The following is a 12067-nucleotide window of genomic DNA, read 5'->3' as shown; positions in this document are numbered from 1 at the left end:
ATGAAAAAACAGCCGAGAACCCAGTAATGACAAGGGCTCACGGCTGTTTTTCGTTCGATTTAGCTGCAAAAGTCAGGATATAACGGTTTCATTTGTTTGTCAACCTGGCCTGCACAACCAGCCTGCCCTCTTCAGGATCCAATACATAATCGCATGTCGATAACGTAACAATACGGTCAGTAGTATTGACATGGACACCCGTCTCATATTCGGAGCGCTGCTGAGACTGCTCAATAAACTCGGCATAATCAAATTCTGAATTAAAAGAGGTCCTTATATAATTCACATCGGCTGTTGTGCGGTATACCGAAAAAATCTCCAGGTCATAGCTGCCATACAGCGTGTCATAATAGATCACCGGATGGGCTTTGAAGTAATCTTTATCGAGATACTTTTTCAAGCTGCCAAACATGGAATTGTCCTTCATCCGGTGACCATAAATGACGGTATTCTGATCTGTCCCATCAATCCTGTTCCTGAAGTCCATGAAAATACTGCCTGCCCTTGTCTGCTCCTTTCGGTAATTCCTGGACAGATAGAACTCGTTATCTTCAGCCTGAAGAATCGGGTAATCCACCGCTGTTCCGTCTATCGTCAGCCACCCCACAATATCTTGATTGATAACCAAAAGAGGTTGAAATTGCGGTCTCGCCTTACCGTCAGACACAGGCTTATTTTGCTCTGTCTCACTTGAATCCGGAACGGAGGCTACCGTTTCCTGATGGTAAATCCGGCTTGCTTCCGCCAAAATCCGGCGGTTCATATAATAGTCGGCTGTATAGGCTGTCAGCTTGCATGCGGCGAACAGGAAGACAGCCGCCCAAAGCAGCCATATCCCCTTTTGCACAATTGGCTTCCGGTACATAGCAGTCATACGGGACAACATAGCTTCATTCATTCTCATCCTAAGCCTGCCGGCAGGACATACAGCCCTGCCTCAGCGTCGCTTCGCAAATGCACACGGACACCATAAACGGAAAAAAGCATATCCTCTGTCACCACATCGGGCGCTGTTCCCTGAGCAACGATTCGCCCTCCATTCATCACGATAATATGATCGCTGTACCTTATAGCCTGATTAATATCATGCAGAACCATGACCACCGTCATCCCGAATTCTGTAGTTAACCGCCTCACCAGTTCCAGGATTTCGATCTGATAGTACATGTCCAGATAAGTCGTCGGTTCATCCAAAAAAAGCACCTGCGTATCCTGGGCCAGCGCCATGGCAATCCACACCCGCTGCCGTTCTCCGCCGGACAGGCTGTCAATCGCAAGCTCCCGCTTGGACAGCAAATTCGTGCTTTCCAGCGCCCGTTCAATTGCAGCCCCTTCCGTATCGCGGTCCGGCGTAAACCAGCCCCGGTGCGGCATACGTCCGTAGCTAACCAGCTTCTCCACGGTCAGGTCGGAAGGAGCCTCATTATGCTGATGAACAATTGCCAGCTTCCGTGCAAATTCCTTTGGGGTATATTGATGAATGGCTTTACCGTCGAGCACAACCTCACCCTGCAAAGGAAGATAATTTCTGGACATCACACCAAGCAGCGTCGATTTTCCGCATCCGTTCGGTCCGATGATCGTCGTGGTCTTTCCTGCCGGGATATCCGCAACGATATCATGCAAGCGGTTTACCTTACGGTCATAAGCGAATGTAACCTGCTTAATTTCCATATACCCTGTCTCCTCTTCTCAGCATAAAAATCAGGAAAGGACCGCCAATGACAGCCATAATGGTGGATGCGGGAATTTCCAGCGGGGCCACCAGCGTCCGTCCCAAGGTGTCTGCCGTAAGAATCAGCAGAGCGCCCAGCAGGGCGGAAAACGGGATCACTGCCCTGTAATCCGAGCCTACCAGCAGCCGCGCAATATGCGGAATGAGCAGCCCGACGAACGAAATGACTCCCGCAACAGCCGTCGCCACGCCCGCAAGCAGCACCGCCGCCGCCGAGATGACAAGTCTGGCCCGCGTTACGCGCAGCCCCAGATTAGCCGCCGTCTTGTCCTGCAGTGCCAGCATGTTGCACCAGGTAACAAGCATGAGAGATATAATCAATCCGGCCGAGCCGTATGTCGAAATCATCTGCACATCCTTCCAGGTCTCCATGGAAATATTGGAGGATACCGACGCATCGGGATTGGTGCCGAGCAGATAGCTGCAGCTGATCATGAAAGCTTCATTTAATCCAGTGAACATGGCGTTTACCGCAATGCCGACCAGCACGATGCGGATGGGGCTCAGTCCTGACTTCCATGAAAGGGTATAGACGAGAAAGCACGCCAGGGCGCCGCCCAGAAAGGCAAAGAGCGGGGACCAATAATACAGCTGCGGCAGCAGCACAATCATCACCGTAGGAAAGAAGCTGGCACCTGATGCAATGCCGATGACGCCCGCATCAGCCAGCGGATTTCGCATGACGGCCTGCAGCAGCGCCCCGGATACCGCGAAGCACGCTCCAGCGAATAAAGCGACTATGAGCCGCGGCAGCCGCAGATCCTTGATTACCTCTACGGTTTCATTCCCGCCTGTAAACAGTCCGCGCACAAAATCAAGCATGCCGATTTTCAGACTGCCTGTCACGGCCGACAGTACAATCATATAAATTAAAAGTACAATGACGATCGTAAAGCTCCATATTTTTTTGTTCATTAGATTACTTCCTATCTCACTCAGTATTCAGCAGGATACAACATACCCATCAGTTCATCCAGCGCCTCGCCTGCTTCCAGATTGGCGGTCGTTCCGAATAAACGCTCCTCCAGATCGTAGACACGGCCATTTTTGACAGCATCAAAATGCTTCCAGATATCGTTTTGCTTAAATTCCTGATCAAACATTTTGACGACTTCCTCCGGCATGCCATGAGCTGCCCGCAAAATAATGTCAGGGTTAGCCTGCTGCAAATATTCCGTGTTCGACGCAAGATACTCCACCTTTTCTCCCTGGACAATATTGATGCCCCCGCTCTGCTTCACCAGATCGCCGATAAACGAATGCTCCGTCGCAACCAGATAGCTGCCGGGCACCCCAAGCAGAATCAGTACTGTTGGCTGCTTCTTTCCTTCAACCTTCTGCCTGATTTCCGCCAGCTTCGCATCTATCTGCTCCGTAATCGCTGCCGCCTGCTGCTCGCGTCCGTACTTTGCACCAAGCCTCCGGATCGTCTGCTGCATGTCGGCTACGCTTTGCAAATTGAGAAAATCAGAAGGGATGCCGGCTCCAGCAAATTTGGGCTCAAGATCGTACTCAAGGGTCGTGACGGACAGCACATCGGTTGGCCGCAGCGCACGAATTCTTTCCAGATCGGGACTCATCGGATTGCCCACCGGAACAGCATCCTTGTATCGTTCAGGAAGCTCTTTGCTGCTTGTAGGGATTCCGACGAGATCCAGCTCCAAAGCAGCCATAATTTCCGTAATTGCCACTGTTGTGGATATAATTCGCGGTTCATTGCCATCACTATCTGCAGATGCCGACACGGACGGCTCGGGACTGCCGGATACGCATGCTGTCATGCCAAACAACAGCAGCATGCCAATCAGTGTAAGCCAGATCGGTTTTAACATTAGTCATCTCCTTATTCTGTTACCTAAAAAGCAAGTCTTGATGCGCACGGTTAAGCGCATCAAGACCCGTTTTAAAATTGAATCAACACTATGGGGATAAACTATCTACTTTCTGATGGCCTTACGGTGCCGGAACAGCATCCATGCCGAGCCTGCGAGCAGCAGCGCGTAAATGGCCAGAGGTGCAGTATCAGCAGTAGCCGGGTTTTGCCCTGTGCTTCTCTTTTCAGCAACGACAGAGTCACTTTCAGTAAGCCCTGCCTGTACTGGTTTATCGGCATTACGGTCAAAGCCAGGCATCCCCTCTTTTGCAGCTTCAGGTTTCTGATCCACATCCGTGTCGGTTGCCACCGTTGCAGCAGGAGCCGCCCCCTCCACTTCCGGCAGGCTGGCATCGGGCACTGCAGCGCTGGAAGTGCCACTGCCACCGTCAGATCCGCTTTCCGAACTGCTTGCAGTTGTTTCATCAACAGCAGTAATGCTCGAAGCATCGAAAGTAATTTCAACCTCATACTCGCCATCAGCTGGCAAAGACGGTGCTTCTATGGTTTCCACAGCCTGAGCTTCGGCCACCGCAGCAGATGCTTCTGTACCAACAGCTGTAACGCCGTTGTTAGAGCTGAGGAACAGAGGAAGCTGATAGGCTGCAGCCGCGGTAATCTCGGGATGTGCAATACGAAGCTTGGCCTTAACAGGATGGATCAGACTCCCCGGTGCAAATCCTGCTATACGGGTATCAGACACCGGATCAGAGCTCACCGCATCGGTGCTGGCCCATTGACCCTCAAGCTCCACTTCAAATGTGCTGACGGATGAGCTGTGATTAAGCAGCAACTGGGCATAGACTTTGTTGTCTTTCACCTTCAAGCCCGCGCCCTTGCTGATGAATTGCTCGACCCCTGCCGGTGCTTTAAGGACGAAATCCACGGTGTAGGTTCCATCTTTTAATGCCGGCTCCTTTACAGGTGCCTCAACATAAGGCTTCGGCAAGCCTGCCTCCAGATCTCCAATATTAAAAACAAACTGAAGTGCGTATTCTTTTCCGGATACCTTCGCTTTGGCATACACCGGCTTCGTCAGGTCTGTCACTTCAAATGTGACTACCCTGGTGTTCTGCTTCTCGTCGCGTGCTGCTACGGAAACATCCTTATAGGACTGCCCTCCATTCACCTGCAGCTCGGTCACAGATGAACTGTCCCGGATCGTCAAACTCATGGTATTCACCTTGTTTTTCACGATCAGACCTGCAGGACTGACGAATTTGTCACTGACAGAAGAGATCTTTTTACCATCTTCTTCCTTAACCTCGAATGGAACGGAATATTCCCCATCTTCCAGAAGGCTTATCGTCGGTGATCCGCCTACATAAGGATCCGGAGCTCCAGCTTCGATGGTGGAAGGGTAAAATTTGATAATAAAATCATAATCTCCATTGTAGTTCAACGCCGGGATCTCAACTTTGACCTTCGCATCTACAGGCACGCTCAAATCAGGCACCTCAAAGCTGATTTCACGGGTGTTCTGCCCCGGGTCTGCACTGATGGTCGATACCTCATCGTATGAACCATCATGATAGACCTGTAGACTGGTAATGGAGGAGCTGTCCTTCACCGTCATGTTGATCCGGTTGACTCCATTTTCCCTGATGAGTGTGGCCGGGCTGACCAGATAATCGGCCATGCGCGACTTTTGCACACCATCCGGGTAAAATGCTCCGAAACGAATGCTGTAAGTTCCGTCCTCGGTTCCAACCGGTGCACCACCGCCCCCGCCTGGAGCCGGTGCAGGTGTCCCTGGAGTAGAAGGGGTTCCAGGATTCTGCGGTTGCGGAGTCCCGGGATCGACAGGTCCGCCGCCAGGATTTTCAGCAGCAGTCAGTTGAATATCGACCGGATGTTCAGCGTCGTATACCTGACCATTGCCCATCACCATGTGAACCTGAACCAACGCATTCATCCGTTTCGTCAAGTCGGCAACTTCGAATCTCAGAGTACGGGTGTTCTTGGCAGCATCTTCGCTGATCACTTCAGCGTCGGTCAGAACACCACTTTGCTCTGTTTTGAAGCCGGTGATTGAACTGCTGTCAGTCAGCGTGAACGTAACAAATTTTCGGTCTCCATAGATGGAAACCTTGCTGCTCGAAGGCACAACGTATCTGTTCATCGAAGACGTTGTATCTGTTCCATCTTTCAAAAACGCAAGGTCAATGGCATATTCCTTATCTGGTGTTCCTACAGGTGTTTCCGGAACGGTTGGATATTCAACCGGTATACCGGAGATATCAAAAGCCAAATCAACGGCATATTCCTCATCATAGACAAAGGGATAACCCATCACTTCTGTTAAATCCCAGTAGATTTTCACCCAGCCGTTTAGTTTGGAAGACAGGTCAGCAACCTCAAAACGCACGATACGGGAATTGGCGGCAGTATCCTCACTAACTGTTTCCGTTTCCTTCAACTGCCCGTCCACTTCCGTTTTAAAGCTGGTAATTTCCGCGTTTTGCTTCAGTTTGAATGAAACAAACTGCTTGCCGCCGCTCACGGTCAGCTTACCGCTTTTGGAGTCTACATACGTGTACATCATTGAAGCTTCATCTGTACCGTCTTTGAGTATCGTGAAACCAATCGGATATTCTCCATCAGGAATCACCCCGACAGGTACCGGTTTTTCCGGCTGCAGCTGCACCTGATAAGCAGAGGTTTGGCTGAAATGATATGTATCTCCGGTTTGATTGGCAATCGACGCGGAGACCACAGCTACCTCTGCAGTGGTTGGCTGATTCAGCGGTTTCACTTTAAAGGTTAGAAGGGCAAACTCGTTATTCGCATTGGCAACGTCTTGTTCTGAATCCGCCGATACGGATAGACGCACCTGATCCTTTGCAGTCTGGTTGTAAGACCATGCATAGTTATCCAGCGGGGTTGCAACCGAAGTCAGTTCAAATCGCTCGTCGTCGAACGAGATCGTTGATTCCAACTCGTACACATTCTGATATACGCTGTCGGCAACACCGCTGATTTTCAGCTTCACCTGCAAGGAATCACCGGCCTTGGCCGTTGCGTTGCCCGTCAATGCCGCCAGCGGTGTGTTCTCAGCAGCAAATGCCGAGCCCATGAGCGCCGGGACTTGCGATGTACCCAGTAACAAGCAGAGGATGGTAAACATCAATGCCGCTTTTTTAAATAAACTGTTCAATTCATTCAGCTCTCCTCAACCCTCAATTTTGCGCTGTTAGCTGTCTGATCAAGGAGCTACAGGAGTGATGCTTGCTGTATCAAACTTCAATTGCACATCATATTTACCGTTATAGCCCAGGACTGGAATAACTACTTCTGTATACGCGTTAAGCTTGGCGTCCAGGTTAGCAACCGGGAAACCAACCACTCTCGTGTTGGCAGCTGCATTCGTGCTGACGACATCAGCGTCAACATACTGACCATTTTGTTCGGTTTGGAATTTGGTAATCCAGGAGCTGTTTTTCAGCGTCAAAGTCACATAAGCCTGGCCTCCGGTAACCGTCAGATTAGCCGGTTTCACCGTGTAGCTGTCCATCATGGACGTGCTGTCTGTTCCATCCTTCAACACCGTAAAATTGATCGTATACTTTCCGTCGGCAGGATCAGCACCAGCAACACCGTAAGGCAGCAGTAAAGCAAACACGACAAACGCCATTAAAGACCATTTAAGCAGCAGATTTTTTTTCATGATGATCACAATCTCCTTTGTTTTTAAAATTATTTAGCCAAAGTTATTTAGCCTTGGAAACAAACCAGCGTCGGGCCAAAAATAACAGCGATATCACCAAAACAGCCATCCATACTGCAATGGGAGCTGTGTCCGCTGTCGGCGGGTTAATCACCTGCTCACTCGCTGTTGTACTCTTCAAATCGTTGTTATTTGAATTAACTTTCTCTGCACTTGCCTCAACCCGACTCACTGGGCTATCATTCGTTCCGGAAGCGGCGGTATTTGCAGCTTTCCCGGCCGTGCTGGCCGCCTGAGCGGAAGGCGATTCAGACTGCCTATTTGGAGCGGCCGCAGACTTTTCAGTTTTCACTGGAGTTAGACTGCTGCTGTCAAAAACAAAGCGGATCGTATAATCATGGTCATAATCCACGGATGGAACAGTTACATGGATCTTGGACACAAGCGGTGATTCCAGGCTCTGCAGCGGGAAGCGGTCTACCCGTGTATCCGTGGCACTGTTACTGCTGACCGTAGTTGTGTCGATATATACACCGCCATTCGGGACCTTGAACTCCGTGATCCAGGCGCTATGGTTCAACCGAATTTCAGCCTCCATCTTCCCGTTGCTCACATGGATCACAGCCGGCTTTTCAAAATAATCATTTGCCATAGAGACTGAATCATTCTCAGCCTTTAAAATGTTATAGTCTACGGTGTATTCTCCATCCTGCAATGCAATGGCTTCTGCCTGAGCTTTAGGTGATACATATAAAACCAGGCCTAAAGCCACAGCGAAGAAAAGGATGGAGATTGCTTTCCATCTCCTCACAGAAGTCCTTTTCCTCCTCTCAGCACCTCTCATTTATGATGCACGATCACAAGTGCCGGAATCTTTCTCATTGATTATCATTCTCAATAAAGGTTTAAAAAAAATGATCCTTGCAGCTTGTATGTTTTTGCAACCAAGAAATAACTTCTACCCCTCGATCTCTATCAGCTAACAACCAATCAAATAAATTGCAGTTCATCATACTAATACTCCATGGCACTCCTCCTTGTGCAAAAATAAGGGGACGATGTGGTTGCAACTTGATATTATTCCACTTCTGCCAAGGGTGTCAATCAAAAAAATAAAATTTTTAGATCACGTGGAATTGCGATTGACAGTGATAATGATTTTCATTATCATTTTTTTATGCGGTATTTTCTTCCTCTTTCTTCCTTCTCAATTCTCTAGGAACAGGAGTATTTTATGAATAACAAAGCAGTATTGGCAAGTACCTTGGTCCTGCTTTTCTTGACCGGATGCGGGACTGCCGGTCCTTCGATTGAAGGGCACACATCTGCAGCCTCGCCCGCTTCTTCTATAGTGAAGACCGCAGAAGCTGCCACGATTACAGTAACTGATTTTGCAAGAAGGGAGGTAACAGTGCCCTATCCGCCTGCGCGAATTGTAGCATTAAGCAACGGGGATATGGATATTGTCCGTGCACTCGGAGGCCATCTGGTCGGAAGACCAACCTCCTCTGCAGCAGAAGAAAATTTAGCGAATATTGAACAGGTTGGCACAACACATGAGCTTGATCTTGAGAAAATTACCTTCCTCAAGCCTGATCTCGTGCTGGGCAATGCTGTACTGAATGCCAAGGATACCGCGATGATCGAAAGCATCGGATCACATATGGTTTTGACCGAAGCCCATTCAGTTTCTGATATCCAGAATCAGATTCGCCTGCTGGGTAAAGTTCTCGATCAAAACGACAAAGCGGAAGAACTGGTACAGTCTATTGACGGCAAGATTCGCGAAATGCAGAATACGAAGCTTTCTTCCCAGCCAAGGGTCCTGATCATCTATGGCGCACCGGGAACGTACCTGGCGGCACTGCCTAATTCCCTTAGCGGAAATTTGCTCGAACTGGCCGGCGGAGTTAATATCGCATCCGACTATCCTGAATTGGACAGTTATCCTCACTATGCGCAATTAAATACGGAACGAATTGTGGAATCTGATCCGCAGATGGTTTTAATTATCACACATGGTCAGCCGGAGGCGGTTAAAGACGGGTTCTTCAAGGAAATGCAGGTGAATGCGGCCTGGAACGGAATTAGTGCGGTCAAAAACGGACAGGTTCATGTGCTGCCTTCCAACCTGTTTGGAACGAACCCCGGAACCAAGGTGACAGAAGCGCTGGCTGAGCTTCGCAGCTTGCTGGAGGAAGCGCGATGAGTGTGATTAATATTCAACAAAGAACGAACAGGCGCAATCTCATGCTGCTCGTCTCCCCCCTGCTTCTTATTGCAGCAAGTGTATATGGACTAACCTATGGTTCAATTCCGGTCTCGGTTCCGGACATTTGGTCCGTCTTGCTCGGACGGGACAGTTCTACTTATGGAACGATCATTATGGATTTGCGGCTGCCACGAATCCTGACCGGAATGCTGGTTGGGGCTTGTCTGGCCGCTTCAGGGGCACTGCTGCAGGGCGTGATGAAAAATCCGCTGGCTGATCCGGGTATTATCGGCGTATCCTCCGGCGGAGGCTTGGCTGCCGTCATCTGTATGGTGGCGCTTCCGCAATTCAGCTATTTGCTGCCAGCAGCGGCGTTTGCCGGCGCTTTTGCTACCTCGCTTGTTATCTATGGAATGGCTTGGGACAAAGGTGCTTCACCAGTCAAAATTATTCTGGCCGGCGTGGCTGTGAATGCCTTGCTCGGCGCTGTTATGAACGGCGTTATGGTCGTTTACAGCGATCGTGTGCAGGCAGTGCTCGCATGGTTGTCTGGCGGGTTGAACGGGAGAAGCTGGCACCATCTCTCCTTCATGGCTCCCTATGCGCTGGTTGGCCTGATTCTAACGATTCCGGCGATACGTCCGGCCAATTTGATACAGCTGGGTGACGACTCTGCGCGGCTGCTTGGACAAAGGGTTGAAGTACAACGGCTCTTGCTCATGCTGCTTGCGTCCTTCCTTGCCGGTACGGCCGTCAGTGTAGCCGGGTTGATCGGATTTGTCGGACTTGTTGTCCCTCACGCCATCCGCCTTGTCATTGGAGACGACTATCGCTTTCTGCTCCCATTATCCATTATGGGCGGCGCAGCTTTGGTCGTCCTGGCGGATACGATCGCCAGATCCTGGTTTGATCCGATTGAGCTGCCTGTCGGAATTCTGCTGGCCGCTTTGGGAGCACCCTTCTTTTTAATGCTTCTCAGGAGACGGGGGGAAATCCGATGAAGGTAGAGGCACTTATCGTTAAAGATATTTCGCTGCACAGGCAAGGTTTTCAGCTCAAGCGTATTAACGCTGACTTTCCGTCAGGGCGCATCACGGCGATTGTTGGTCCCAACGGCTCTGGCAAATCCACTCTGTTAAAAACGATGACCCGCCTGCTTGGCATCCACTCCGGAGAAATTCTCATTCACGGAAAATCTGCTGCCTCTTTTTCGCCCAGACAGCTGGCGCAGCATATTTCCATGCTTCCGCAGACCAAGGACTTCTTGCCCGATCTGACGGTAAGAGAGCTTGTCGCATATGGACGTGCTCCTTACAAAAAGCTATTCCAGCAGCGCCAGACCAAGGAAGACCATCAAGCCGTCGAATTTGCCCTTGAAGCGGCAGGTATGGGTAAACTCGCGGACAGACTGTTTTACACTCTGTCAGGGGGTGAGCAACAACGGGCCAGAATTGCGCTGACGCTGGCGCAAGGAACAGATATTTTATTGCTGGATGAACCGACAACCTATTTGGACATCGCGCACCAGTTCGACATTTTGAACATGCTGCAGCGCATCAATGAGCAATGGGGAATCACCATTGTGATGGTTCTTCATGACCTGCAGCAAGCAGCCGCTTACAGCCATCATATGATTGCTATGAAGCGGGGAGTCATCGCTGCAGCAGGCAGTCCGCAGGATTTGCTTACGTCTGCATTTCTGAAGGAAATCTATGAGATTGATGCCAAGATAACCGTCATCGACGGATACCCGCTTATTATACCAGCAGCGGGAATACACCATCCGGGAGGAATATAACATGATTATTGTAACCAACACATCACAAATCACGAAGGGCAATGCTGATAAACTGATCGAACGTTTTAACAAAACGGGGCAAGTAGAAGCAATGGAAGGTTTTCTGGGGCTGGAGGTACTGCAGACGGAAAATACCAAGGATCATGACGAGGTCACAATCAGCACCCGCTGGCTGTCGAAGGAGCATTTTCAAGCCTGGACGCGCAGTGAAGCTTTCCGGGAATCTCATTCCCACCGCGAGATGCCGGACTATATCCTGGACAACAAGATTACTTTTTATGATGTGAAAATTGTCAGACAACCGCTCACCGGCATCGAATCCCCTCAATTGACGGATCTGCGGGCATAAGCCAAAATTCAGAGCTTTTTAATGTTGCGACTGCTTCCCTGTACTTTACAGGAAAAGCAGTCGTATTATCTTGATGACAAATTGAATCGGATTACAGAATAACATCCATACTGTTAAATGCAACACTACAACTTGCCTGGAGGTAATCATTTTGGATAAAAAGAAATCCTTGAAGCAAAAAATGCAGTCAACGGCCGACAAAAGCAGCAATGTGCAAAGCGGCAAAGAGCATCCAACAACAAACACTAATATGGGCAAATTCCATATTCCCAACCGTCCGTCCATCTGACCCGCCTGATTGAAAAAAGGGGATCAGCAGGCTTTACACCTGTTGCTCCCCGAATTTGGCACTACGGGGGAGTGTTTCAACTTTAGTGTAATTGGTTTACTGCCAAGAGTTTAAATCAGCTGATACAGGGATAACCTTTATACT

The 12067-nt window shown here is 49.7% G+C and carries 12 protein-coding genes; 5 read left to right on the top strand and 7 right to left on the bottom strand.

Annotated elements, in window-relative coordinates:
* Positions 1–88: 88 nt before the first annotated feature.
* From srtB to isdC, 7 genes are all read right to left on the bottom strand, one after another.
* On the bottom strand, positions 89–904 hold the full coding sequence (gene srtB / locus ACE5LO_RS27435; RefSeq protein ID WP_375523087.1) for a class B sortase: 816 nt from the start codon (positions 902–904) through the stop codon (positions 89–91).
* Positions 901–1674: an ABC transporter ATP-binding protein gene (locus ACE5LO_RS27430; RefSeq protein ID WP_375523086.1), complete on the bottom strand. Its 774-nt coding sequence runs from the start codon at positions 1672–1674 to the stop codon at positions 901–903. Before ACE5LO_RS27430 ends, srtB begins: the two co-directional genes overlap by 4 nt.
* Complete coding sequence (locus ACE5LO_RS27425; RefSeq protein WP_375523085.1) at positions 1664–2650, bottom strand: FecCD family ABC transporter permease; 987 nt, start codon at positions 2648–2650, stop codon at positions 1664–1666. Before ACE5LO_RS27425 ends, ACE5LO_RS27430 begins: the two co-directional genes overlap by 11 nt.
* A 20-nt stretch (positions 2651–2670) precedes the next feature.
* Positions 2671–3567 (bottom strand): heme ABC transporter substrate-binding protein IsdE, encoded by an 897-nt coding sequence (isdE, locus tag ACE5LO_RS27420; RefSeq protein ID WP_375523084.1) that lies wholly within the window; start codon positions 3565–3567, stop codon positions 2671–2673.
* A gap of 105 nt (positions 3568–3672) precedes the next feature.
* Positions 3673–6765 (bottom strand): NEAT domain-containing protein, encoded by a 3093-nt coding sequence (locus tag ACE5LO_RS27415; protein WP_375523083.1) that lies wholly within the window; start codon positions 6763–6765, stop codon positions 3673–3675.
* Positions 6766–6813: 48 nt separating this feature from the next.
* Positions 6814–7275, bottom strand: a complete 462-nt coding sequence (locus ACE5LO_RS27410; RefSeq protein ID WP_375523082.1) for an NEAT domain-containing protein — start codon at positions 7273–7275, stop codon at positions 6814–6816.
* A gap of 43 nt (positions 7276–7318) precedes the next feature.
* On the bottom strand, positions 7319–8086 hold the full coding sequence (gene isdC / locus ACE5LO_RS27405) for a heme uptake protein IsdC (RefSeq protein ID WP_375523081.1): 768 nt from the start codon (positions 8084–8086) through the stop codon (positions 7319–7321).
* A gap of 423 nt (positions 8087–8509) precedes the next feature.
* Here isdC and ACE5LO_RS27400 point away from each other — a divergent pair, with 423 nt between their 5' ends.
* The 5 genes from ACE5LO_RS27400 to ACE5LO_RS27380 all read left to right on the top strand — a co-directional run bounded on the left by ACE5LO_RS27400 (position 8510) and on the right by ACE5LO_RS27380 (position 11923).
* Positions 8510–9484 (top strand): ABC transporter substrate-binding protein, encoded by a 975-nt coding sequence (locus ACE5LO_RS27400; protein ID WP_375523080.1) that lies wholly within the window; start codon positions 8510–8512, stop codon positions 9482–9484.
* A gap of 5 nt (positions 9485–9489) precedes the next feature.
* Positions 9490–10488 (top strand): FecCD family ABC transporter permease, encoded by a 999-nt coding sequence (locus tag ACE5LO_RS27395; protein WP_375523088.1) that lies wholly within the window; start codon positions 9490–9492, stop codon positions 10486–10488.
* Positions 10485–11285: an ABC transporter ATP-binding protein gene (locus tag ACE5LO_RS27390; protein WP_375523079.1), complete on the top strand. Its 801-nt coding sequence runs from the start codon at positions 10485–10487 to the stop codon at positions 11283–11285. The genes ACE5LO_RS27395 and ACE5LO_RS27390 overlap by 4 nt, the downstream gene beginning before the upstream one ends.
* Position 11286: 1 nt before the next feature.
* The gene (gene isdG / locus ACE5LO_RS27385; RefSeq protein WP_375523078.1) at positions 11287–11634 is read left to right on the top strand and encodes a heme oxygenase; all 348 of its coding nucleotides are present in this window, start codon (positions 11287–11289) and stop codon (positions 11632–11634) included.
* Positions 11635–11785: 151 nt separating this feature from the next.
* A complete protein-coding gene (locus ACE5LO_RS27380; protein WP_375353398.1) occupies positions 11786–11923 on the top strand; it encodes a hypothetical protein in 138 nt (45 codons plus the stop codon).
* Positions 11924–12067: the final 144 nt, after the last annotated feature.

The sequence above is a fragment of the Paenibacillus medicaginis genome, assembly GCF_042138635.1.
Taxonomy (GTDB): domain Bacteria; phylum Bacillota; class Bacilli; order Paenibacillales; family Paenibacillaceae; genus Paenibacillus; species Paenibacillus medicaginis.
Note: the sequence above shows the minus strand (reverse complement) of the source record. Positions and strands in the feature narration are given on the sequence as shown.

What these genes read in the sequence shown, in the direction of transcription:
- srtB (WP_375523087.1), bottom strand. Translation starts at nt 904, where the DNA reads ATGAGAATGAATGAAGCTATGTTGTCCCGTATGACTGCTATGTACCGG.
- ACE5LO_RS27430 (WP_375523086.1), bottom strand. Translation starts at nt 1,674, where the DNA reads ATGGAAATTAAGCAGGTTACATTCGCTTATGACCGTAAGGTAAACCGC.
- ACE5LO_RS27425 (WP_375523085.1), bottom strand. Translation starts at nt 2,650, where the DNA reads ATGAACAAAAAAATATGGAGCTTTACGATCGTCATTGTACTTTTAATT.
- isdE (WP_375523084.1), bottom strand. Translation starts at nt 3,567, where the DNA reads ATGTTAAAACCGATCTGGCTTACACTGATTGGCATGCTGCTGTTGTTT.
- ACE5LO_RS27410 (WP_375523082.1), bottom strand. Translation starts at nt 7,275, where the DNA reads ATGAAAAAAAATCTGCTGCTTAAATGGTCTTTAATGGCGTTTGTCGTG.
- ACE5LO_RS27400 (WP_375523080.1), top strand. Translation starts at nt 8,510, where the DNA reads ATGAATAACAAAGCAGTATTGGCAAGTACCTTGGTCCTGCTTTTCTTG.
- ACE5LO_RS27390 (WP_375523079.1), top strand. Translation starts at nt 10,485, where the DNA reads ATGAAGGTAGAGGCACTTATCGTTAAAGATATTTCGCTGCACAGGCAA.
- isdG (WP_375523078.1), top strand. Translation starts at nt 11,287, where the DNA reads ATGATTATTGTAACCAACACATCACAAATCACGAAGGGCAATGCTGAT.